21 protein-coding genes and 1 other RNA gene are annotated in these 23864 nt (G+C 64.0%); 21 read left to right on the plus strand and 1 reads right to left on the minus strand.

What is annotated here, in order from left to right; all coding sequences use genetic code 11:
• The first annotated feature begins 84 nt into the window (after positions 1 to 84).
• The 5 genes from CO731_RS13880 to CO731_RS13900 all read left to right on the plus strand — a co-directional run bounded on the left by CO731_RS13880 (position 85) and on the right by CO731_RS13900 (position 3229).
• Positions 85 to 804 (plus strand): DnaJ family molecular chaperone, encoded by a 720-nt coding sequence (locus tag CO731_RS13880; RefSeq protein WP_108607616.1) that lies wholly within the window; start codon positions 85 to 87, stop codon positions 802 to 804.
• Positions 801 to 1565, plus strand: coding sequence for an N-acetylmuramoyl-L-alanine amidase (locus CO731_RS13885; RefSeq protein WP_108607617.1), 765 nt, complete (start codon positions 801 to 803; stop codon positions 1563 to 1565). Before CO731_RS13880 ends, CO731_RS13885 begins: the two co-directional genes overlap by 4 nt.
• Positions 1566 to 1717: 152 nt before the next feature.
• Positions 1718 to 2419, plus strand: a complete 702-nt coding sequence (locus tag CO731_RS13890; protein WP_245439343.1) for a transglycosylase SLT domain-containing protein — start codon at positions 1718 to 1720, stop codon at positions 2417 to 2419.
• An 81-nt stretch (positions 2420 to 2500) separates the two neighbouring features.
• Positions 2501 to 2898, plus strand: an RNA gene (rnpB, locus tag CO731_RS13895) — RNase P RNA component class A.
• A gap of 151 nt (positions 2899 to 3049) precedes the next feature.
• Positions 3050 to 3229: a type II toxin-antitoxin system ParD family antitoxin gene (locus CO731_RS13900; RefSeq protein WP_343207428.1), complete on the plus strand. Its 180-nt coding sequence runs from the start codon at positions 3050 to 3052 to the stop codon at positions 3227 to 3229.
• Between the two features lie 135 nt (positions 3230 to 3364).
• On the opposite strand, the gene CO731_RS13905 is transcribed toward CO731_RS13900, so the two are convergent.
• Positions 3365 to 4480: a cystathionine gamma-lyase gene (locus CO731_RS13905; protein ID WP_108607618.1), complete on the minus strand. Its 1116-nt coding sequence runs from the start codon at positions 4478 to 4480 to the stop codon at positions 3365 to 3367.
• A 399-nt stretch (positions 4481 to 4879) separates the two neighbouring features.
• On the opposite strand from CO731_RS13905, the gene mraZ reads away from it, so the two are divergent.
• From mraZ to ftsZ, 16 genes are all read left to right on the plus strand, one after another.
• Positions 4880 to 5338 carry a division/cell wall cluster transcriptional repressor MraZ gene (gene mraZ / locus CO731_RS13910; RefSeq protein ID WP_055969736.1) on the plus strand — a complete coding sequence of 153 codons (459 nt, stop codon included), beginning with the start codon at positions 4880 to 4882 and terminating at the stop codon, positions 5336 to 5338.
• Complete coding sequence (gene rsmH / locus CO731_RS13915) at positions 5335 to 6351, plus strand: 16S rRNA (cytosine(1402)-N(4))-methyltransferase RsmH (protein WP_108607619.1); 1017 nt, start codon at positions 5335 to 5337, stop codon at positions 6349 to 6351. Before mraZ ends, rsmH begins: the two co-directional genes overlap by 4 nt.
• 4 nt (positions 6352 to 6355) lie before the next feature.
• Positions 6356 to 6730: a hypothetical protein gene (locus tag CO731_RS13920; RefSeq protein ID WP_108607620.1), complete on the plus strand. Its 375-nt coding sequence runs from the start codon at positions 6356 to 6358 to the stop codon at positions 6728 to 6730.
• Positions 6727 to 8436 (plus strand): penicillin-binding protein 2, encoded by a 1710-nt coding sequence (locus CO731_RS13925; RefSeq protein ID WP_108607621.1) that lies wholly within the window; start codon positions 6727 to 6729, stop codon positions 8434 to 8436. Before CO731_RS13920 ends, CO731_RS13925 begins: the two co-directional genes overlap by 4 nt.
• Before the next feature lie 52 nt (positions 8437 to 8488).
• Positions 8489 to 9943 carry a UDP-N-acetylmuramoyl-L-alanyl-D-glutamate--2,6-diaminopimelate ligase gene (locus tag CO731_RS13930; protein WP_108607622.1) on the plus strand — a complete coding sequence of 485 codons (1455 nt, stop codon included), beginning with the start codon at positions 8489 to 8491 and terminating at the stop codon, positions 9941 to 9943.
• Positions 9940 to 11373, plus strand: a complete 1434-nt coding sequence (locus CO731_RS13935; protein ID WP_108607623.1) for a UDP-N-acetylmuramoylalanyl-D-glutamyl-2,6-diaminopimelate--D-alanyl-D-alanine ligase — start codon at positions 9940 to 9942, stop codon at positions 11371 to 11373. Before CO731_RS13930 ends, CO731_RS13935 begins: the two co-directional genes overlap by 4 nt.
• A gap of 24 nt (positions 11374 to 11397) precedes the next feature.
• A complete protein-coding gene (gene mraY / locus CO731_RS13940; RefSeq protein WP_108607624.1) occupies positions 11398 to 12480 on the plus strand; it encodes a phospho-N-acetylmuramoyl-pentapeptide-transferase in 1083 nt (360 codons plus the stop codon).
• Between the two features lie 7 nt (positions 12481 to 12487).
• Positions 12488 to 13888, plus strand: coding sequence for a UDP-N-acetylmuramoyl-L-alanine--D-glutamate ligase (gene murD / locus CO731_RS13945; protein WP_108607625.1), 1401 nt, complete (start codon positions 12488 to 12490; stop codon positions 13886 to 13888).
• Positions 13888 to 15042 (plus strand): putative lipid II flippase FtsW, encoded by a 1155-nt coding sequence (gene ftsW, locus CO731_RS13950; protein ID WP_108607626.1) that lies wholly within the window; start codon positions 13888 to 13890, stop codon positions 15040 to 15042. Before murD ends, ftsW begins: the two co-directional genes overlap by 1 nt.
• 1 nt (position 15043) lies before the next feature.
• On the plus strand, positions 15044 to 16171 hold the full coding sequence (gene murG, locus CO731_RS13955) for an undecaprenyldiphospho-muramoylpentapeptide beta-N-acetylglucosaminyltransferase (protein ID WP_108607627.1): 1128 nt from the start codon (positions 15044 to 15046) through the stop codon (positions 16169 to 16171).
• The gene (murC, locus tag CO731_RS13960) at positions 16168 to 17574 is read left to right on the plus strand and encodes a UDP-N-acetylmuramate--L-alanine ligase (RefSeq protein WP_108607628.1); all 1407 of its coding nucleotides are present in this window, start codon (positions 16168 to 16170) and stop codon (positions 17572 to 17574) included. The genes murG and murC overlap by 4 nt, the downstream gene beginning before the upstream one ends.
• Positions 17571 to 18536, plus strand: coding sequence for a UDP-N-acetylmuramate dehydrogenase (gene murB, locus CO731_RS13965; RefSeq protein ID WP_108607629.1), 966 nt, complete (start codon positions 17571 to 17573; stop codon positions 18534 to 18536). Before murC ends, murB begins: the two co-directional genes overlap by 4 nt.
• 325 nt (positions 18537 to 18861) lie before the next feature.
• Complete coding sequence (locus CO731_RS13970; protein ID WP_108607630.1) at positions 18862 to 19788, plus strand: D-alanine--D-alanine ligase; 927 nt, start codon at positions 18862 to 18864, stop codon at positions 19786 to 19788.
• 20 nt (positions 19789 to 19808) lie between these two features.
• Complete coding sequence (locus CO731_RS13975) at positions 19809 to 20717, plus strand: cell division protein FtsQ/DivIB (protein ID WP_245439344.1); 909 nt, start codon at positions 19809 to 19811, stop codon at positions 20715 to 20717.
• Complete coding sequence (ftsA, locus tag CO731_RS13980; protein WP_108607632.1) at positions 20714 to 22024, plus strand: cell division protein FtsA; 1311 nt, start codon at positions 20714 to 20716, stop codon at positions 22022 to 22024. The genes CO731_RS13975 and ftsA overlap by 4 nt, the downstream gene beginning before the upstream one ends.
• Before the next feature lie 70 nt (positions 22025 to 22094).
• Positions 22095 to 23783, plus strand: a complete 1689-nt coding sequence (gene ftsZ, locus CO731_RS13985; RefSeq protein WP_108607633.1) for a cell division protein FtsZ — start codon at positions 22095 to 22097, stop codon at positions 23781 to 23783.
• Positions 23784 to 23864: the final 81 nt, after the last annotated feature.

Raw genomic sequence — 23864 nt, forward strand, 5'->3', positions numbered from 1 at the left:
TCCAGGGCATGCAGTGCCGACAAAGTTATGCGTCGAGCGCAATGGCATCTCGCATTTGCGAATGTTTCATCCTAAGAAGCGGCCATGTCGATTTGGGACCGCCTCGGCGACTTCATTGCGCGTATCTCGGCCTCGGCGGCAAACGGCGTGGCCGATGTCGTGGAGGCTGTCCGAACCGTCTTTTCAGGCGATGCCGAATTGCGCCGCCGCGTCGCTTTTTCGGTGGCGATGATCGCGCTTTCGGCCAAGATGGCCAAGGCCGATGGCGTGGTGTCCCAGGACGAGGTTCGCGCCTTCTACGAGATCTTTGCGGTTCCGCCCGAGCATGCGCGCGACGTGGCTCGCCTCTACGACCTCGCCCAGCAGGATGTTGCCGGCTACGAGCTCTATGCCCAGCGCATGGCCCGGTTGTGCGGCTCCGGCCATGCGAACTGCGGCATGCTCGAGGACATTCTCGACGGGCTGTTCCACATCGCCAAGTCGGATGGAATGCTGCATCAGCGCGAGAGCACGTTCCTGCATCGGGTGTCGGAGATCTTCCGTATCGAGGAATCCCACTACCAGACGATCCTGGCGCGCCATCTCGATCTCGGCGAGGCCGATCCGTATCGGGTGCTCGGCATCGAGCGCGGCAGATCGTTCGAGGATGTGCGCAAGCACTATCGCAAGCTTGTCGCCAACAACCATCCCGATAAGCTGATTGCACGCGGCCTACCGGAAGAGTTCATCCGAATCGCCACGACGCGCATAGCCGCAATCAATGCGGCCTACGAAATGATCGAAAGGGGGCTGCGGCACGCATGAGCGGTTTCCAACCCGACCACCCGCATGCCGAGGTCCGGCTATCGCCCAATTTCGGGCTGCGGCGTGAGGGTGTGAAACCCGACATGATCGTGCTGCACTACACCGGCATGGAAACCGGCGAGGGCGCCGAGGCCTGGCTGTGCGATCCGGCGAGCGAGGTGTCGTCGCACTACCTTGTGCACGAGGATGGCCGTATCGTGCAGATGGTGCGCGAAAGCGACCGGGCCTGGCATGCCGGCAAGAGTTCCTGGCGTGGCCAGACGGACATCAACTCCTGTTCGATCGGCATCGAAATCGTCAATCCCGGCCATGCCTTCGGCTATCGTTCTTTTCCACGGCGGCAGATGGAGGCGGTTATCGCGCTCTGCCAGGGCATTGCCGAGCGCCACAATGTGCCGCCCGAACGTGTGCTGGCGCATTCGGATGTGGCGCTGGGGCGCAAGGTTGACCCGGGTGAGAAGTTTTCGTGGCGCACGCTGCACGAGGCCGGCATAGGTCATTGGGTCGCACCTTCGCCGCGCAATGGGCGCCGGGAAATGCAACCTGGCGAGGTCGGCAACGCTGTCGAGGAGCTGCAGTCGATGCTGGCGCTCTATGGATACGGTGTCGAGATCACCGGCCATTTCGATGCCCAGACAACGGTAACTGTCCAAGCTTTTCAACGACATTTTCGCACCAGCTGTGTTGACGGGGTGGCCGATGCCTCGACAATTTCGACCTTGCGGCGGCTGCTTTCGTCCCTCGAAGGAAGCCTTGACTAGCCTAGGTAGCTGATTCGCAAAGATTACAACCTGTCACCCTTTGTGACTTGCCCGGCCATTTTTCCCGCCAGTTCGCCCGTCACATGCATCTCCGTGCAAGGCGCCGGCTAATCCTGCCATGCCCCGAAGAGGGCCCCGGCGTCGAGGAAGGGATGCTGCACGACAGCTTTCGGCTGTCGCGCGGCCTGTTCGAGAACAAGGATAACATGAAGAATTTGACCGTTGTTGCGGTGGCGTTAGCCGCCGGCCTGACTTCTTTTGCCGCTCACGCCCAGGACGGAGCAGTCAGGGCCTCGAAGGCGATCATCGAAACCACCACAAAAGCCAAGATGAACAAGGCGGCGGACGATTGCCCCTATCTCTTCGGCTGCAGCTCCAAGAAAGAAGCTGCCATCGACAATTTCAAGACTGCATCGATCGGCGCCAAGGGTGCCAAGACCGTCAAGGAACAGGCCGGAAAGACGGCCAGGGCAACCAAGTCGAATGCGCCGTTCGGCGAAATCGTCGCGCGTTATGCCTCGTCCTATGGCGTGCCAGTGTCGCTTGCGCATGCCGTCATCAGCGTCGAGAGCAACTATCGCCCGAACGCGCGTGGCAAGGCCGGCGAGATCGGCCTGATGCAGATCAAGCCGGCAACGGCACGGATGATGGGCTATTCGGGATCGGCCAAGGGTTTGTTTAACCCGGAAACCAATATCAAGTTTGGCCTCAAATATCTGGCCAAGGCGCATGAGCTTTCGGGCGGCACCACCTGCGGCACGATCCTCAAATACAACGCCGGCCACGGCGCCAAACGCATGAACCCGATTTCTGCCGCCTATTGCAAAAAAGTGCAGGCTCGTATCGGCGGCTAACGGCCCGAAGACAGGGATGGTTCCCGGGACGGCGCACGTTTTTGTTTGCCTTTTGCCGTGCGAACCATTCTATACGCCTTGCCAGCTGGCCGGGCGGCCGCACCCGCAATTGCCGAAAGGCCGCGGGTGAGGAAAGTCCGGGCTCCATGGATACACGGTGCCGGTTAATGGCCGGCGGGGGCGACCCCAGGGAAAGTGCCACAGAAAGCAAACCGCCGCGGTTTTCCGCGGTAAGGATGAAAGGGTGGGGTAAGAGCCCACCGCGCGACTGGCAACAGGAGCGGCACGGCAAACCCCACCGGGAGCAAAACCGAATAGGGGCGGTACGAGGGGCGACCCTCAGGGCTGTTTCCGGCTCACCGCCCGGGTAGGTTGCGTGAGGCGCATGGCAACATGCGTCCAAGAAGAATGGTCGCCACGTTCCCGTGCCGCAAGGCGCGGGGGCCATACAGAACCCGGCTTACAGGCCAGCTGGCGCTGCCTTTTAGCCGCATGACTTCAGCGACTTGCGGCGATGCTTGCGCGTCTTGAGTCAAGGGCGCCGATGTCGCCCGCCAGGGCAAACCCCGCCGCTTTTCTTGAGCCTGGTGCGATTTGATCGTACCATTGCTGCAAGCGGGAGCAGTAGCCATGGGTCATGTCGACAAGCGCAGCATCACGCTCTCGCCCGAACTTGCCGCCGCCGTCGATGGCGCGGTCGATGCCGGGGAATATGCCTCCGCCAGCGAAGTCATCCGCGACGCATTGCGGCTCTGGAAGGAACGACGCGACCTCTTCGGTTACACACTATCGAGGAACTGTGCGCCCTGATCCAGGAAGGCATCGATAGCGGGCCGGGGCAGTTCGCCACGATGGATCAGCTAAAGGCCGAAGCGCGCAAGCGGCTTGGCCAAGCAGGTCGTTGAGGCCAACCCGTGCACATCAGGCGGACGGCTTCGTAAGCGTTCAGCCGCCGACCCTGTCCAGCGACGCCTCGATCGCAGCCCACAATTCCTCGACCGGCTCGCAGCCGACTGAAAGCCTGACGAAGCCCGGCGTGACCGCATCGCCGCGGCGGAGCCTGCGTTCGGCGACCGTGTGGACGCCGCCGAATGATGTCGCCGCATGCATCAGTTCGCAGCCGTTGATGAAATCCTCGGCCCTTTCTTCCGAACCGAGGTCGAAGCTGATCAGGAAGCCGAAGCGCTCCATCTGGGCGCGCGCCAGATTGTGGGACGGGTCGTCGGCCAGGCCCGGGTATCGCAGGCCGCTGACAGCCGAATGTTGCTTCAGCCTCTGCGCGATGACTTCCGCCGACGAACACATGCGGTCGAAGCGCAATTCGAGCGTCTCCAGGCCGCGATGGACCAGCCAGGCTTCGAACGGTCCCGGAATGCCGCCGGCATTCTGCCGCCACTCGGCGACGGCGGTGACGATTTCGGCGTTGCGGCTGGCGACGTGGCCGAACAGCACGTCCGAATGACCGTTGGGCGCCTTGGTGTCGGCGGCGACGACGATGTCGGCGCCGAGGTCGAGCGGCCGCTGGCCGAAGGGCGTCATGGTGGTATTGTCGACCATCAACTGGCCGCCGGCCTTGTGGACCGCCGCCGCCACCGCCGCGATATCACAGATGTCGAGTGCAGGGTTGGAAGGGCTTTCCACAAAGACCAGCCGATAGCCGTCGAAGCCGCCGTCGAGGAATGTCGATGTCGGCCTGACGTCGCAGGCAACGCCAAAGGCGCCGAGGAAGCGCTCGGCCAGGATCCGGGTGGTGTGATAGCCGTCCGACGGCAGCAGAATGCGATCGCCTGACTTGAGCAAGGCGAAAAACACCGCCGAGATCGCCCCCATTCCCGATGGGAACGCCACGCAGGGCGCGTCTTCCAAATGGCCGAGCATTTCTTCGACCGCGTCCCAGGTCGGATTGCTGAAGCGGCCGTACTGGTTGAAGCCGGTGGCGTCGCCGGGAGCGTGGAAGATTGCCGCCATGGTCAAGGGCAGGGGAATGGGGTCGCCGACGGAGAGCCTGGCGCGGCGCAGGTGGGCTAGCTTTGCTGCGCGGGAACTCGATGCATTCGTCATGGTTTGCGGGCTCTCGGTGAAGGTGGCGTCCGACGCTAAGGGCAGTGGCGCGACCGGGCAAGGGAACTCGTCTTGTGCCAGCCGCTCGTAACCCTTCGTTAGCCTTAAGGGATCATAAAAATCGGGATGCCATGAGAGGGCTCGAAAGGTCCGTCAAGGCATTGAAGTGCACCCTGTTCCCGTTGACGCCCATATCACCCCATGTTATCCCAAATCGGTAACCATGATTTCGTTCCAGTAGAGGGTGAGGCGTTCGCCGATCCGGCAGTCGCGGCGGCTGCGGATGGCGATGCATTGTCGATCAACGGAGACAGTCTGGATTTGCGGTTGGGCCGGGCCATTGGGGCGCGGGCGACATGACGACGAGGGGCGCGGCCGCGGAAGCGGTCGGATCATACGATGGATCGGTTTCTGTCAAATGCGGTGAACAGGATCGATGCGAAGGGACGGGTCTCCGTTCCGGCGCATTTCCGTGCCGTATTGCAGAAGCGCGGATACGCCGAGCTTTATGCGTTGAGGGCGCTCGACGTTCCGGCGCTCGATGTCGGTGGGCTCGACCTGCTCGACCGTTACGAGCAGCGCATCGCACAAGAAGATCCGTTCCTGCAGACGGCGGACGACATGTCCTTTTTCATCCATGGCGACAGCACGTTCCTGAAACTCGACCAGGACGGGCGCATTTCGGTCTCGGATTTCCTGCGCGAGCATACGGGGATCACCACCGACGTGGCCTTTGTCGGGCGTGGGCAGTTTTTTCAAATGTGGGAGCCGGAGCGGCTGCGCAGCCATGGCGCGGATGTTCGCGCCCGGCTCTTGAAGCTTCGGCAGGGGACGAAGCCTGGGGAGCGACCGGAATGATGGCGGGTCACGGCGATGACCAACATGCTGTCGGCGGACCGGCCCGCCACATTCCGGTGCTCCTCGCCGAGGTCCTGGCCGCGCTCAAGCCGCAGCCGGGCGAAGTCGTCATCGACGGCACGTTCGGCGCCGGCGGCTATACCAAGGCCATCCTGGCGACCGGTGCTTCCGTCGTGGCGATCGACCGCGACCCCGATGCCATCGCTGCCGGCCGTGATCTGGAGGCGCAATCGGGCGGCAAGCTGCGCCTGGTGCAGGCGCCGTTCTCCAGCCTCGATGAACATGTCGAACTGGTCGATGGCGTGGTGCTCGACATCGGCGTTTCGTCGATGCAACTCGACCAGGCACAGCGCGGCTTCTCGTTCCGCGCCGACGGCCCGCTCGATATGCGCATGGCCCAGGCGGGTGCGAGTGCCGCCGATGTCGTCAATCGCTTCAAGGCCGGTGATCTTGCGCGCATCTTCGGTTTCCTCGGCGAGGAGCGTCATGCCGGGCGCATCGCCCGCATGATCGAAAGCCGCAGGGAAAAGCGGCCGTTCGAGCGTACGCTCGACCTGGCGGATGCGATCGAAACGCATATCGGCCGCGCCCCCAAGGACAAGATCCATCCGGCGACGCGCGTGTTCCAGGCGCTGCGCATTTACGTCAACGACGAACTCGGCGAACTGGCGCGGGCGTTGTTTGCCGCCGAGCGTGCGCTGAAGCCCGGCGGACGCCTCGTGGTCGTCACCTTCCATTCGCTCGAAGACCGGATCGTCAAGCGCTTCATCGCCGATCGCTCCAGCGCGCCGTCGCGTTCGCGCTACATGCCGGAACTCGAAGTGATTGCGACGACCTTCACCAAGGCGGGCAATGCGGTCGGGCCAGGCGACGCCGAGACCGCGATCAACCCACGTTCGCGGTCGGCCAAGCTGCGTGCCGCGGTCCGCACGAGCGTTGCGCCGCGCGGCGAAGACTTTTCCATTTTCGGACTTCCGAAGCTTCCCGACGTCAGCCAGTCGGGAGAAAGGTGAGCCCATGTTCCGCACCAGTGACATCGTGCTGATCGCCGCAATGGTCGGCGCTGCCGCCTTCACTTACCAGACCAAGCACGAGGCCGAGAACCAGCTCGATGCCGTCCGCAAGATCCAGGCGCAAATCCGCTTCGAGGAAGACACTACCGACCTGCTCAAGGCCGACTGGAGCCTGCTCACCCAGCCGTCGCGGCTGCAGAAACTGGCCCAGACCTATGAGGCGGAACTCAAGCTTCAGTCCGTGGATGCCCGCCAGATCGTCAGTCTCAAGGATCTGCCGGTGCGCCCGCTGACCATCGAAGACATCACGAGCGAGCGTTTTGGCGGGGTTGCCGAAATTGCGCCGGACCAGACCACGACCGGAGGGATCGCCCAATGATCGGATTGTTCGGCAAGAAGCGCAGCGCGGGCGACAGCTCCATCGTCGTCGACAGCGCGCGGAAAGCCACCGGCGGACGCACGCGCAACCGCGTCGTCATGACCATGGCCGTGTTCTTCGGTATCTACGCGACGATCGGCGGCCGTCTCGTCTATCTCGCCATGCAGGACCCCGAGATGTCGAGCGGACCTGAATCGCGCGTCACCGCCTCACGCCCCGACATCGTCGACCGCAATGGCGAGGTCCTGGCAACCGATATCAAGACCGCATCGCTGTTTGCCGAACCGCGCCGCATCGTCGACGCCGACGAGGCGATCGAGAAGCTGTCGACCGTGCTGCCCGACCTCGAGGTCGAGCAGACCTACCTCAAGCTCAAAAGCGGCACAGGCTTCGTCTGGCTGAAGCGGCAGCTGACGCCCAAGCAGCAGGCCGAGATCATGCAACTAGGCATTCCCGGCATTGCATTCCGTACCGAAAAGCGGCGCTTCTATCCCGGCGGCGAGACGACCTCGCACATCATTGGCCTGACCAACATCGACAACAAGGGTATTTCCGGTCTCGAAAAATACATCGACGACCAGGGGCTCGCCGATCTGCAGGCCTCCGGGCTGGCGATCGCCAAGGACCTCAAGCCGGTCAAGCTGTCGATCGACCTGCGCGTCCAGCACATCGTTCGGGACGAACTGGTCACCGCGCTCGAAAAGTATCGTGCCATCGCTGCAGGTGCTGTCGTAATCAACGTCAAGACCGGCGAAGTACTGGCCATGGGCTCGGTTCCCGATTTCGATCCAAACAACCCGTTCAACGCCCAGGACAAGGACCGCCTGAACCGCATGTCGGCGGGTCTGTTCGAAATGGGCTCGACGATCAAGAGCTTCACCACGTCAATGGCGCTCGATTCGGGCAAGATGACGCTCAACAGCACCGTCGACGCCAGCCGTCCGATCACCATCGGACGCCAAACCATCCGAGACTTCCACGGCAAGGGCCGGGTGCTGACTGTGCCGGAGGTGTTCATCTATTCGTCCAATATCGGCTCGGCCAAGGAGGCCGACGTCGTCGGCATCGAAGGGCACCGCGAATTCCTCAAGCGCCTGGGCCTGCTCGACCGCCTGCAGACTGAACTTCCCGAAACGGCTCGTCCGACCGAGCCGAAGGTCTGGAAGAAGGTGCATTCGATCACCGCTGCGTTCGGTCACGGCTTTTCGACGACGCCGTTGCAGACTGCGGCCGGCACGGTGGCGCTGATGAATGGCGGCCGTTACATGACGCCGACCTTCCTGCCACGAACCCTGGAAGAGGCAATGGCTGTTTCAAGGCAGGTGGTAAGCGAAAAGACCAGCGAAGAAATGCGCTATCTGTACAATCTGAACGCGACGGCGCCGGGTGGTTCCGGCAAGCGCGGCACGGTTCCCGGCTATCGCGTTGGCGGCAAGACCGGTACGGCTGAAAAGGTCGTCAACGGGCGCTATTCGAAGGAAAAGAACTTCAACGCCTTTATCGCCGCCTTTCCGATGGACGATCCGCAATATCTGGTGCTGACCATCATCGACGAGCCGAAGATGGAGGGGTCAACCCGTTCAGCCACGGCAGGCTTCACCGCTGCACCGATGGTGGCCAATATTATCCGGCGTTCGGCGCCTCTGCTTGGCGTCAAGCCAGAATTCGGCCAAGAAGGTGGTGCAACTCTGGCTTCTTATCCCTGATTCTGCAGGCGCGCCGGCGGCGCGCCGCTTTGTATGTAGCGAACGGAACTCGATGAAACTGATTGACCTTGCCGGTATCCTGCCCGTCGATGGGGTTCTGCCCAGAGATGTCGAGGTGAGTGGAGTTTCGTCGGATTCGCGGCAGGTGATGCCAGGAACGCTGTTTTTTGCCGTATCCGGAAGCAAGGCCGACGGGGCCGCCTATGCCGGCGATGCCGCAAGGCGCGGCGCCGTTGCCGTCATCGCTGCCAAGGGGGCCCAGCTCGGCTCGGCCGGCGTGCCAGTGATATCTGTCGATGATCCGCGCCAGGCATTGGCGCTGGCTGCCGCCAAATTCTACGGCCGCCAGCCAGAAACCATGGTTGCGGTGACAGGCACCAGCGGCAAGACTTCGGTGGCAGCGTTCGCGCGACAGATCTGGAAGCATGCCGGCTATGCCGCCGCAAGCATCGGCACGACAGGTGTGGTGGCGCCCGGCCGCAACGAATACGGACAGCTGACTACTCCGGACCCGGTCGCGTTGCACAAGCTGCTTGCCGAACTCGCGGACGCCGGCGTGACTCATGCCTCGATGGAGGCGTCGAGCCATGGACTCGACCAGCGCCGCCTCGACGGCGTGCGGCTGGCAGCCGGCGGTTTCACCAATCTCGGCCGCGACCACATGGACTACCACCCGACGGTCGAGGAGTATCACCGCGCCAAGCTGCGCCTGTTCGATGCGCTGCTGCCGAAGGGCGCTCCGGCGGTCGTCTTCGCTGACGATCCGTGGTCACAGCCGACCATCGCTGCGGCGCGTGCTGCCGGCCTCAAGGTACTTACCGTCGGCCGCCATGGCGATTTCCTCAGCCTCAAGCGGGTCGAACACGAACGCCACCGGCAGCGCGCCGAGATCGAATGCGATGGCACGATCTACGAGATCGACCTGCCGCTGGCCGGCGACTTCCAGGTCGCCAATTCGCTTGTGGCCGCCGGTCTTGCGATTGCCACCGGAACCGATGTCGCCAAGGCGCTCGGGGCACTGGAGTATCTCGAAGGCGCGCCAGGCCGCCTCGACCTGGTCGGCACGACGGCTGCCGGTGCGCCCGTCTATGTCGACTACGCCCACAAGCCAGATGCACTGGAAAATGTCCTGGCGGCGGTTCGGCCGTTCACGACAGGCCGTGTCATCGTCGTTTTCGGCTGCGGCGGCGACCGCGACCGCGGCAAACGTCCGATCATGGGCGAAATCGCCACGCGACTGGCCGACGTCACCATCGTCACCGACGACAACCCGCGCTCGGAAGTGCCCGAAACCATCCGCGCCGCAATCATGGCGGCGGCACCGGGCGCCATCGAGATCGGCGACCGCAGGCAGGCCATCCACGAGGCGGTGAGCATGCTCCATGCAGGCGACACGCTGATCGTTGCCGGCAAGGGCCACGAGGAAGGTCAGACGATCGGCGCGGAAACGCTGCATTTCTCCGATCATGAGGAAGTGCGCAACGCGCTCGCCCGGAGTTCGGCATGAGCCTGCTGTGGACCTCCGAGGCACTTGTCGAGGCGACAGGCGGCCGTCCCTTCGGCCAGATGCCTGAAGGCATATCGGGCATATCCATAGACAGCCGCAGCCTGAAGCCTGGCGAAGCCTTCTTCGCCATCAAAGGCGATACGATGGATGGCCACGACTTCGCCACCGCCGCCATCAAAGCAGGCGCTGGCCTGCTTGTAGTTGCCGAAGGCAAGTTGCCGGCGCTCGGGCGTCTGAGCGCGCCGATGATCGTCGTGCCCGATGTGCTCGCAGCCCTTGTAAAGGTTGGCGTTGCGGCGCGGACCCGCTCGCGGGCGCGCATCATCGCCGTCACTGGCTCGGTCGGAAAGACCTCGACCAAGGAAGCGCTGCGCCACGCACTCTCGTCGGTCGGCAAGGTGCATGCTTCGGCTGCTTCCTTCAACAACCATTGGGGCGTGCCGCTGACGCTGGCGCGCATGCCGGAGGATTGCGACTATGCGGTCTTCGAGATCGGCATGAACCATCCGGGCGAGATCAGCCCTCTCGTGCGCATGGTCCGGCCTCATATCGCCGTCGTGACGCTGATTGCCGCCGCCCATCTCGGTTTCTTCCGCAATCTCGACGAGATCGCCAAGGCCAAGGCCGAAATCTTCGAAGGCGTCGAGCCGGGTGGGGCGGTGCTGCTCAACCGCGACGACGGCCGCTTCAAGCTGCTGGAGAAATTCGCCCGCGCCGCCGGCATCGACAACGTTATGAGCTATGGTGAGAACGCGCGCGCCAACTTCCGGCTGCTGAAATGCACGCTCGAGGCCGACCATTCGATGATCGTGGCGCGCATCGGCGGCCGCGACGTGCCCGCTCGCATCGGCGCGCCGGGCCGACACATCGTGCAGAACGCGCTCGCCGTGCTTGGTGCCGCCCATCTCTGCGGCGCAGACGTGCCGACTGTCGCGACGGAACTTGCCTCGATGTCGGCCGAGAGCGGCCGCGGCCAGCGCCATGTCCTGCTCCTGCCCAACGGCCCGATCACCCTGATCGACGAGAGCTACAACGCCAATCCGGCCTCGATGAAGGCGGCGATCGAATTGCTCGATGCAACGCCGATCCATGGCGCCGGCCGGCGGATCGCCGTGCTCGGCGACATGCTTGAGCTCGGCAGCCATTCGGCCAAGCTGCATGCCGGGCTCGCCGAGCTGATCGGCTCGACGAGGACCGACATGGTGCTGATGGCGGGACCCGAAATGAAAGCGCTTGCCGATACGCTGCCCGAGGGGTTCAGGGCGGAATATCGCACCGGTGTCGAAGAGTTGAAGGCTGTCCTTTTGCAGACGCTTCAGCCCGGCGACGCCGTCATGATCAAGTCGTCGAAGGGCATTGGTTTTTCCAGGCTCGTCGACGCGCTCGTCAAGACATTCCCGGCGCATGCCGGCAACACCACAGCGACCTGACGGGGTCTCGGGGGACGGATACGCATGCTAACTTTGCTTGTCGACTTTGCGGACAAGGTGTCGTTTTTCAACGTCTTCCGCTACATCACCTTCCGCACCGGCGGCGCGCTGATCACCTCGGCGCTGATCGTCTTCATCTTCGGCCCGGCGATCATCAACGCCCTGCGCCTGAGGCAGGGCAAGGGCCAGCCGATCCGCGCCGACGGCCCGCAGACGCACTTCAAGAAGGCCGGCACGCCGACCATGGGCGGCCTGATGATCCTGTGCGGCATCATCGGCTCGACGCTGCTTTGGGCCAATATCACCTCCGTCTATGTCTGGGTGGTGCTGTTCGTCACGCTCGGCTTCGGCGCCATCGGCTTCTATGACGACTATCTCAAGGTGACCAAGCAGTCGCATCTGGGCCTGTCCGGCAAGGCGCGTCTCGGAATCGAGTTCGTCATTGCCGCCATCGCCGCATGGATCATCATGCACAACGGCCAGGCGCCGTTCTCGTCGTCGCTGACCTTCCCGTTCATCAAGGACTTCCTGCTCAACCTCGGCTGGTTCTTCATCCCGTTCGCCTGCTTCGTCATCGTTGGCGCGGGCAATGCGGTGAACCTGACAGACGGTCTCGACGGCCTCGCCATCGTTCCGATCATGATCGCCGCGGCCTCGTTCGGCGTCATTGCCTATCTCTCGGGCAACGCGGTCTTCGCTGAATACCTGCAGATCCATTTCGTGCCAGGCACCGGCGAACTCGCCGTCATCCTGGGTGCTGTCATTGGTGCTGGCCTCGGCTTCCTCTGGTTCAACGCGCCGCCGGCGGCCATCTTCATGGGCGACACCGGTTCGCTGGCACTCGGCGGCCTGATCGGTACGGTCGCGGTCGCCACCAAGCACGAGATCGTCATGGCGATCGTCGGCGGCCTGTTCGTCATGGAGGCGCTGTCGGTCATCATCCAAGTCGGCTTCTTCAAGATGACCGGCAAGCGGGTGTTCCTGATGGCCCCGATCCACCATCACTTCGAAAAACTTGGCTGGACCGAAAGCCAGGTCGTCATCCGCTTCTGGATCATCGCCGTCATCCTGGCGCTGATCGGTCTTTCCACCCTCAAGCTGCGCTGAGGCCATCATGATCCCCGCCACCTCATTTCAGGGAAAGCGAGTAGCGCTCTTCGGCCTCGGCGGCTCGGGGATCGCCACTGCGCGCGCGCTGGCGGAAGGCGGGGCAGAGGTGCTGGCCTGGGACGACAATCCCGAAAGCGTGGCAAAGGCCGCTGCAGAAGGCATCGCCACGGGCGATCTGCGCGGCGCCGAGTGGGCAGGCATATCGTCCTTCGTGCTGTCGCCGGGCGTGCCGCTGACGCATCCCAAGCCGCACTGGACGGTGGAACTGGCGCGCGGCGCCGGCGTCGAGGTGATCGGCGACATCGAACTGTTCGCCCGCGAGCGCATCGCTACGGCATCGGCAGCGCCCTTCATCGCTATCACCGGTACCAACGGCAAGTCGACGACGACAGCGCTGACGGCGCATATCCTGCAGTCGGCCGGACGCGACACGCAGATGGGCGGCAATATCGGCCGCGCCGTGATGACGCTCGATCCGCCGCAGCCGGAGCGTCACTACGTCGTCGAGTGCTCGTCGTACCAGATCGACCTTGCGCCATCGATCAACCCGACGGCGGGCATCCTGCTCAACCTGACGCCGGATCATCTCGACCGTCACGGCACGATGCAGCACTACGCCTCGATCAAGGAGCGGTTGGTGGCCGGCAGCGAGACTGCGATCATCGGCGTGGACGATATCTATTGTGCCCAGATCGCCGACCGGCTCGAGCGGGCCGGCAAGGCCGTCGTGCGCATCTCCAAGCGGCTGCCGCTGACCGATGGCTACTTCGCCGATGGCACCGATCTGATGGAGGCGGCCGACGGCCGCTACAGCCGCATCGCCTTCCTCGAAGGCATCGGCTCGCTGCGTGGCCAGCACAATGCCCAGAATGCACTTGCTGCTGTAGTGGCCTGCCTCAAGGTCGGGCTCGATCTCGGTGAGATCCAGGCGGGCCTCGAATCCTTCCCTGGTCTTGCCCATCGCATGGAGCAGGTCGCACGCAAGGGCCATGTGCTGTTCGTCAACGATTCCAAGGCGACCAATGCGGACGCCGCCGCACCTGCGCTGTCGAGCTTCCCGCGCATCTACTGGATCGCCGGCGGCCTGCCCAAGGAAGGCGGCATCGAGCCGCTGCGCAGCCTGTTTCCGCGCATCGCCCGGGCCTATCTGATCGGCGAGGCCGCTCCGGCATTCTCCGCGACGCTGGGCGAGGCTGTGCCTTACGAGATTTCGGGCACGCTGGCCGCAGCCGTCGAACATGCGGCCGAGGATGCAGCTAAGGACGATACCAGCGAGGCGGTGGTGCTGCTGTCGCCGGCCTGCGCCAGCTTCGACCAGTTCAAGAACTTCGAGATTCGCGGCGAAGCCTTCAGGCAAGCTGTGAATGCTATTGATGGCGTGAGCGCTATCGGAGGGGCAAGATAATGGCCAGCCGTCTCGACAGAAGTCCCGTCGCCCTGTGGTGGTGGACGGTCGATCGATGGTTCCTCGCGGCATTCCTGTCGCTGATGGGACTGGGCATCGTGCTTTCATTCGCCGCAAGCCCGGCGGTTGCCGAACGCATCGGGCTCGGCAGCTTCCACTTCGCCACGCGCCAGATCATCTTCACGATCCCGGCGCTGGCAGTGATGATCGCGGTGTCGTTCCTCGATACCCGGCAGATCAGACGCGTGGCGCTGGTCATGCTCTGCATCATGCTGGTGATGATGGTTGCGGTGCTGTTCGTCGGCGTCGAGGTCAAGGGTGCCCGACGCTGGCTCTCGCTGGCCGGCCTCTCGATCCAGCCGTCGGAATTCCTCAAGCCGGCCTTTGTCGTCATCTCTGCCTGGCTGCTCGCCCAGCACGAGCGCCATCCAGACATCCCTGGCAATCTGTTTGCGATGATACTGCTCGGCGTGGTCCTGGCGCTGTTGATGGCGCAGCCGGACTTCGGCCAGACGATCCTCGTTCTCGGTACCTGGGGCGTGATGTTCTTCATGGCCGGCATGTCGTGGTTCTGGATCATCACCCTTGGTGCCGTCGGCCTCGGCGGCGGCTTTGCTGCCTACACTGTGTTCCCGCACGTGGCGGGCCGTATCGACCGCTTCCTCACCGGCGAGGGCGACACGTTCCAGGTCGACATGGGCCGCGAAGCGATCATCAGCGGCGGCTGGTTCGGCGTCGGACCGGGCGAGGGCATGGTCAAGCGGGTCATCCCGGACAGCCATGCCGACTTCGTCTTCTCGGTGGCGGGCGAGGAGTTCGGCATCGTGCTGCTCCTGATCATCATGTCGATCTTCGCCTTCATCGTGCTGCGTGGCCTACGTACCGCGCTGAAGGAACATGACGACTTCACCCGCTACGCGGTTGCCGGTCTTGTCGTGGTGTTCGGCTTCCAGTCGATCATCAACATGAGCGTGAACCTGCAGCTGATGCCGGCCAAGGGCATGACGCTGCCGTTCATCTCGTATGGCGGCTCGTCGCTTATCGCCATCGCCATCTCGATGGGCATGGTGCTGGCGCTGACTCGCAAGAAGCCCGAGAAGCTCAGGCCGACCGGGTTTTCCGCCATGACGCGGCACGCAGTGCCGGCGGAATAACATGGCCAAGGGGACTGTCATGCTTGCCGCCGGGGGTACCGGCGGCCATCTCTTTCCGGCCGAGGCGCTGGCGCATGAACTGACGGCGCGCGGCTGGCAGGTGCATCTTGCCACCGACGACCGCGCCGAACGTTTCGCCGGCAAGTTTCCGGCTGCCGCCATTCATCCGATTTCCTCGTCGACGATCGGCTCGAAGAACCCCATTGCGCTGATGAGGGCGTTCTGGAGCATCTGGCGCGGCGTGCGCCAGGCCTCGCAGGTGATCGCCAAGATCAAGCCTTCCGTGGTTATCGGCTTCGGCGGCTATCCGACGCTGCCGCCGCTCTATGCCGCGACGCGCCGCGGCGTGCCGGCCATGGTGCACGAGCAGAACGCCGTGATGGGCCGCGCCAACAAGGCGCTGGCCACCAGGGTCGATGCGATCGCCGGCGGCTTCCTGCCGGAAAATTCCGGCACCAACAGCGCCAAGATCGTCGTGACAGGCAATCCGGTACGGCCAGCCGTGATCGAAGCGTCGAAGACCCCTTATGTGGCGTCCGGCGGTTCGGACCAGTTCAATCTCCTGGTCTTCGGCGGCAGCCAGGGCGCGCAGTTCTTTTCCGATGCGGTTCCCGGCGCCATAGCGCTGCTGCCCGAAGCGCTGCGCAAGCGCCTGCGCATCACCCAGCAGGCCCGCGTCGAGGATGCCGACAAGGTCAAGGCGGCCTATGCCAGGCTCGGCATCGTGGCCGACGTGTCGCCATTCTTCAACGACATGGCGCAGCGCATGGCCGCTGCCCATCTGGTGATGTCGCGCTCGGGAGCGTCGACTGTCTCGGAGATCGCGGTCATCGGCCGTCCGGCACTTCTGGTGCCGTACCCGCATGCGCTCGACCACGACCAGGCCGCAAACGCGGCGCGCCTGGCGGCGGCCGGCGGCGGCGAAGTTCACCCGCAGTCGACGCTTTCCATCGAGCGGATCGCCGGGCTCATTGGGGGCGCCATGGACGACCCCGCGCGCATGGCCGCCATGGCAACTGCCGCAAAGTCAGTCGGCAAAGCAGACGCCACACGGTTGCTCGCCGACCTCGCAGAGGCTATTGCGTCGAAAATACCCGTTGCGGAATTCAGGAAGGGAGTGCGGCCATGAAGATGCCGCAGACGATCGGCCTCGTGCATTTCATCGGCATTGGCGGCATCGGCATGAGCGGCATCGCCGAGGTGCTGCACAATCTCGGCTACAAGGTGCAGGGCTCGGACCAGTCCGAGAGCGCCAACGTGCAGCGCCTGCGCGAAAAGGGCATCGAATGCTTCGTCGGTCATAAGGCCGAGAACCTTGGCGACGCCGAGGTGATTGTTGTTTCGACGGCGATCAAGAAAACCAATCCGGAACTGATGGCGGCGCGCGAGAAGCTGTTGCCTGTCGTGCGGCGCGCCGAGATGCTGGCCGAACTGATGCGCTTCCGCAATGCGGTCGCCATCGGCGGCACGCACGGCAAGACGACCACCACGTCGATGGTGGCGACGCTGCTCGACGCCGGCGGGCTCGACCCGACGGTCATCAATGGCGGCATCATCAACGCCTACGGCACCAACGCCCGCATGGGCGAGGGCGAGTGGATGGTGGTGGAGGCCGACGAGAGCGACGGCACGTTCCTGAAGCTTCCGGCCGACGTCGCCGTCGTCACCAACATCGATCCAGAGCATCTCGATCATTACGGCACCTTCGACAGGGTACGTGAAGCGTTCCGCCAGTTCGTCGAGAACGTGCCGTTCTACGGTTTTGGCGTGATGTGCACCGATCATCCGGAAGTGCAGGCGCTGGTCAGCCATATCGAGGACCGCCGCGTCATCACCTATGGCGAAAACGCCCAGGCCGACGTGCGCTTCACCAATCACCACATGGACGGTGCGGTGTCGGTCTTCGACGTGGTCATCCGCAACCGCAAGTCGGCGTCGTCGACCACCATCGAGGGCCTGCGCCTGCCGATGCCGGGACGCCACAACGTCTCCAACGCCACGGCTGCCATCGCGGTCGCTACCGAACTGGGAATCTCCGCCGAGGCAGTGAAGAGCGGGCTGTCGTCCTTCGGTGGCGTCAAGCGCCGCTTCACCCACACCGGTTCGTGGAACGGCGTCGAGGTGTTCGACGACTACGGCCACCATCCGGTCGAGATCAAGGCCGTGCTCAGCGCCGCGCGCGAAGCCACCAAGGGCCGCGTCATCGCCATTGCCCAACCGCACCGCTTCACCCGCCTGCGCGACCTGTTCGACGATTTCTCGGCCTGCTTCAACGACGCCGACACCGTGATGGTCGCACCTGTCTATGCGGCCGGGGAAGATCCTATCGAGGGCGTCAATTCCGAGACGCTGACCGCGCGCATCCGCGCCGGCGGCCATCGCGACGCCCGTCATATCGAAGGCGCCGCTGCCGTGGCGCCTGTCGTGCGCGAACTGGCCAAGCCGGGCGATTTCGTCGTCTATCTCGGCGCCGGCAACATCACGCAATGGGCCTATGCACTGCCGAACGAACTCGCCGGAGGCGGGTCGTGACGGGTGGCGAAGCGCTGATCGAAAAGCTTGGCGATCGCCTTTCCGGGTTGCGCGGACGCATCACGCCCAGCGCCGAAATGGAAAAGATCACCTGGTTTCGCGCCGGCGGCCTGGCCCAGGCGCTGTTCCAGCCGGCCGACGAGGAAGATCTTGCCGCCTTCCTGAAGGCGGTGCCGGAAGAGATTCCGGTGATGGTCGTCGGCATCGGCTCCAACCTTCTGGTGCGCGAAGGCGGCATTCCCGGTTTCGTCGTACGGCTTTCGGCCAAGGGGTTCGGCGAGGCCGAGGCGATCTCGCCGACCGGAATCAGGGCAGGGACGGCAACGCCCGACAAGCGCGTCGCAGCCCTTGCGCATGACAACGGCATTGGCGGCTTCCATTTCTACCACGGCATCCCCGGTGCCATCGGCGGCGCCTTGCGCATGAACGCGGGCGCCAACGGCGTCGAGACGCGGGAGCGGGTCGTCGACGTGCGCGCACTCGACCGCCAGGGCAACCTGCATGTGCTGTCCAATGCCGACATGGGCTACAGCTACCGCCACTCGTCTGCGGCTGCCGACCTGATCTTCACTTCGGCGACCTTCGAGGGGTATGCGGAAGACAAGGACGCCATCAAGGCGGCCATGGACGCGGTCCAGCATCATCGCGAGACGGTGCAGCCGATCCGCGAAAAGACCGGCGGCTCGACCTTCAAGAATCCCGAGGGTACCTCGGCCTGGAAGGAAATCGACAATGCCGGCTGCCGCGGCCTGATGATCGGCGGCGCGCAGATGTCGCCGATGCACTGCAACTTCATGATCAATACGGGCAATGCGACCGGTTACGACCTCGAATATCTCGGCGAGACGGTGCGCAGCCGCGTGCTCGAGAATGCGGGCATCCGCCTGCACTGGGAAATCAAGCGCATCGGTCAGTTCAAGTCCGGCCGCGAAGTGCAGGAGTTTCTTGGGCAAATGCTCTAGAGGAGCAGGTCCAGGGGCCGGCCACGACGATCATTTCAGCCCTCGCTGCGCCGTGCATCGAGGGCTTTTTACTGCCCGATTTTCGCCTTCCGCCGCTGCCATCCAAGTGTTCTCGGGATTCGCCCGAGGTCACGAAATCGCAATGACTTTCAATCGGCACTTGCCACGGAATCAAGTCTCTGATTCTCTGACCTAAAGCGTTTCCTGATTTGAGTCGCGTGACGCGTAAACCGCGTTTTCATCCGGAGGGTCAACTTCCGGACAGGTGTGATTCGGTCTTTGGAAACAAGGCGTTGTGTTCGGAGTTGAGAGGGGATTGTCGGGGATGAAGTCGAAGCATGTCGCTGTCCTGATGGGCGGGTTTTCGTCCGAGCGGCCTGTATCCCTGTCGTCTGGAAATGCCTGTGCCGATGCGCTCGAGCAGGTGGGTTATCAGGTCACCCGGGTCGATGTCGGCCGCGATGTCGGTGCGGTGCTTGCCGAGCTCAGGCCGGATGTTGCGTTCAACGCGCTTCATGGCCCCTTCGGCGAGGACGGCACGATCCAGGGTATCCTCGAATATCTCGGCATTCCCTATACCCATTCCGGCGTGTTGGCGTCGGCGCTTGCCATGAACAAGGAGCAGTCGAAGAAGGTTGCCAAGGCTGCCGGCATTCCGATTGCCGAATCCCGCGTTCTCGATCGTTTCGCTATCGGCAACCAGCATCCGATGAAGCCGCCCTACGTGGTCAAGCCGGTGGCGGAGGGCTCAAGCTTCGGCGTGGTCATCGTCAAGGAAGACCAGTCGCATCCGCCGCAGGTGATCTCGTCTTCGGAGTGGCGCTACGGCGATACGGTGATGGTCGAGCGCTACGTCCATGGACGGGAGCTGACCTGCGCCGTCATGGGCGATGTCGCGCTCGGCGTCTGCGAGATCATTCCGACCGGCCACGCCTTCTACGATTATGATTCAAAATATGTTGCCGGGGGATCAAAGCACGAATGCCCCGCGAAAGTTTCACCGAATATTTACCAAAAAATACAAACACTGGCGCTCAAGGCTCACCAAGCGATCGGGTGCCGGGGCGTCTCCCGGTCTGACTTCCGGTACGACGACCGCCATTCCGAAAATGGAGAGGTCGTCTGGCTGGAGGTCAATACGCAACCCGGCATGACGCCGACGTCGCTGGTGCCTGAGATTGCTGCCCACGCCGGGCATACGTTTGGTGAGTTGTTGAGTTGGATGGTGGAGGACGCTTCGTGTTTGCGTTGAGATCGGGAGATAGCGGGAGGGTGAACGGCGCAACGCCGCGCGTCTTCGGGCTGTCCCTGTCCGCGGAGCATTTCGTGCTGCCGCGGCTGCTGCGCAAGCCGGTTCGCATCCTGTCGCGCTTCGGGCGCGGGGAGTTCACTCCTCCGCCCTATGCTGCGTCGATGCTGACGGCGGCGTTTCTTGCCGCGAGCTCGCTCTATGGCGCCTATGTCGGCGGCCATTTTCCGGCACTGGTCCAGGGCGTCACTGCCCGCAGCGGTTTTGCCGTCGACCAGATCAAGGTCTCCGGCAATCGCGAAACCTCCGAAATCGATATTCTCGACAAGCTCGAGCTTGACGGCTGGACGTCGCTGGTCGGCTTCAACCCGGAAGAGGCGCGCGAGCGCATCGTCAGCCTGCCTTGGGTTCGCGATGCTGCGGTCCGCAAGGTCTATCCCGACACCATCGAGGTGCGTGTCGATGAGCGCGACGCCTTTGCCATCTGGCAGCATGGCAGCCAGCTCAGCGTCGTCGAAAAGGACGGCAAGGTCATCGCTCCCTTCACCGGTGGCCGCCAGGTCGCATTGCCGCTGGTCATCGGTTTCGGTGCCGCCGAGCGCGGGGCTGACTTCGTCGCCAAGGTCCAGGCCTTTCCGGAGCTGGCGTCGCGCGTGAGAGGCTATATCCGTATCGGCGAACGACGCTGGGACTTGCGCCTCGACAACGGCATCACCGTCAAGCTGCCGGAGAACAAGGTCGATGCGGCGCTCGCCGATCTCGCTGCGCTTGATCGCGACGATGCGATCCTGACGCGTGACATCTCGGCAGTCGACATGCGTTTCGGTGACAGGTTGGTGGTGCAGCTCACGCCGGAAGCGGTCGAGCGTCGTGCCGACGCTCTGAAGACCAAACCGAAGGTCGTCAAGGCGAAGGCGGGGAGCAGAACATGAGCTGGCTTGGCGGTCAAAAAGATCCGGTTTCGCGTCGCTCGGGCATCCTCACGGTGCTCGATGTCGGTTCGAACAAGGTGTGCTGCGTGGTGGCCAAGCTGAAGCCAGCCGAAGGCAGTCAACTGCTCAAGGGGCGTACCCATCAGGCCCAGGTCATCGGCATAGGCCACCAGAAGTCGCAAGGGGTGAAATCGGGCGTGGTCGTCGATCTCGATCGCGCCGAGCACGCAATCCGCCTTGCCGTCGATGCTGCCGAGCGCATGGCCGGGCTTACGGCCGACTCGCTGATCGTCAATCTCTCGGCCGGACGCATCAAGAGCGAGGCGTTCACCGCGACGATCAATCTCGGCGGCCACGAGGTCGAGGAAGCCGACGTCCGGCGCGTGCTGGGAGCTGGCGCCAAGCAGGCGCTGAAGGCCGAGCGCGATGTCATCCACTCGCTGCCCGTCGCCTTTTCGCTCGATGCCGAACGCGGCGTGCGCGATCCGCGCGGCATGGTCGGGGACACGCTTGGCGTCGACATGCATGTGCTGACCGGCGATTCGGCGCCGATGCGCAATCTCGAGCTTTGCATCAACCGCTCGCACCTGTCGGTCGAGCACATGGTTGCAACGCCCTATGCCAGCGGCCTGGCCGCACTGGTCGACGACGAGCTCGAAATGGGTGCTGCCTGCATCGACATGGGCGGCGGCACCACCACCTTGTCTGTCTTCTCCGAAGGCCGCTTCGTTCACGCCGACGCCATTCCGATCGGTGGCAACCACGTCACGATGGACATGGCCAAGGGGCTTTCCACCCGGCTCGACGATGCCGAGCGTCTCAAGGTCATGCATGGCTCGGCTTTGCCCGGCAGCACCGACGACCGCGACCTGATCAGCATCCAGCCGATCGGCGTCGACGACAGCGAAGTGCCGCTGCAGATCCCGCGCTCGGTGATGACGCGGATCATCCGCGCCCGCATCGACGAGACGCTGGAACTGCTGCGCGACCGGCTCAACAAGTCCGGCTACGGCAATGCCGTCGGCAAGCGTGTCGTCCTGACCGGCGGCGCCAGCCAGCTCGTCGGGCTGCCCGAGGCAGCGCGTCGCATTCTCGGCCGCAATGTACGCATCGGTCGCCCGCTCGGCGTGGCAGGTCTGCCGGAGGCGGCCAAGGGGCCGGCTTTCGCGACCGCGGTCGGGCTTCTGATCTACCCGCAGATGGCTGGCATCGAGAGCCATTCGGCGAAAGGGATTTCCCGTTACAGGGCAACGGGAACTGGCGGAAAACTGCATCGCATGAGTCAGTGGTTGAGAGACAGTTTTTAGGAATTGACGGGGACAGCCCCATTGGCGGCCGCACGGCGAAGCGGCTTGAAAGGCAAAAAGGACGAGGACTATGACGATCAATCTGCAGAAGCCGGACATCACCGAGCTCAAGCCCCGCATCACCGTGTTCGGTGTCGGCGGCGGCGGCGGCAATGCCGTCAACAACATGATCACCGCCGGCCTGCGCGGCGTCGAGTTCGTGGTGGCCAACACCGATGCTCAGGCGCTGACCATGTCGAAGGCCGAGCGCCTCATCCAGCTCGGCGCGCACGTCACCGAGGGCCTTGGCGCCGGTTCGCAGCCGGAAGTCGGCCGCGCGGCCGCTGAGGAGTGCATCGACGAGATCATAGACCATCTGTCGAACACACACATGTGCTTCGTCACCGCGGGCATGGGCGGCGGCACCGGTACCGGTGCTGCTCCGGTCGTTGCCCGCGCCGCGCGCGAAAAGGGCATCCTGACCGTCGGCGTCGTCACCAAGCCGTTCCACTTCGAGGGCCAGCGCCGCATGAAGACGGCGGACTACGGCATCGAAGAGCTGCAGAAGTGCGTCGACACGCTGATCGTTATCCCGAACCAGAACCTGTTCCGTCTCGCCAATGACAAGACGACCTTCGCGGACGCCTTCGCCATGGCCGACCAGGTGCTCTATTCGGGCGTTGCCTGCATCACCGACCTGATGGTCAAGGAAGGCCTGATCAACCTCGACTTCGCCGACGTCCGTTCGGTGATGCGTGAGATGGGCAAGGCCATGATGGGTACGGGCGAAGCCTCGGGCGAGGGCCGTGCAATGGCCGCTGCCGAAGCTGCGATCGCCAACCCGCTGCTCGACGAGACCTCGATGAAGGGTGCGAAGGGCCTGCTGATCTCGATCACCGGCGGCCGCGACCTGACCCTGTTCGAAGTCGACGAAGCCGCGACCCGTATCCGCGAAGAAGTCGACCAGGACGCCAACATCATCTTGGGCGCGACCTTCGACGAGGACCTGGAAGGCGTCATCCGGGTGTCGGTCGTTGCCACCGGCATCGACAAGTCGGCCGCCGACATGGCAGCGGCACCCCTGACCATTCGCCAGGCGCCGAAGCCGGCCCAGCGTCCGGTTGAGGCTGCCCGTCCTGCACTGCAGGCGGCACCGGTCGAACAGCCGCGCATGGAAGTGCGCACCAACGACCCGGTTGCCGAGGCCATCCGTCTTGCCGAGACCAACGCCGCAGCCATGGCCCAGCCGCGCACGGCGGCACCGCAGGGTGAAGAGTTCCGCCCGCAGAGCAAGCTGTTCCAGGCTCCGCCGGCCCAGCCCCAGGCCCAGCAGTATCAGCCGCAGCCGCAGCAGTTCCATCAGCCGGCTCCGCAGCAGGTGGCACAGCCACAGGCTGCGCCCCAGATGATGCAGCCGGCACCGGTCCAGCCGCGCATGCCGCGCGTCGAGGACTTCCCGCCGATGGTGAAGGCCGAGGTGGAAGCCAAGGCCCAGCCGGCAGACCACGAGGACCGCGGTCCGATGGGCCTGCTCAAGCGCCTGACGAGCGGCCTGACCCGCCGCGAGGAAGAGCCGGCACGCCTGCAGCCCGCGCAGCCGCGCGAGCCGAAGCTGCGCCAGCCAGCCCCCGAGCAGCGCCGCGTGACCGGCCAGGAATCGCAGCTCTACGCGCCGCGCCGCGGACAGCTCGACGAACATGGCCGCCTGGCGCCGCAGGCACGGACTCAGGAAGACGATCAGCTGGAGATTCCCGCGTTCCTTCGCCGGCAAGCCAACTGAACTGTGAACGAGCAGTAACACTGTTTGAAAGGCGGGCGTCTCGACGCCCGCCTTTTGATCTGAAAAGATCAGTCAAATCAT

This window comes from Aminobacter sp. MSH1 (assembly GCF_003071665.1).
In the GTDB taxonomy this organism is placed as follows: Bacteria; Pseudomonadota; Alphaproteobacteria; order Rhizobiales; family Rhizobiaceae; genus Aminobacter; species Aminobacter niigataensis.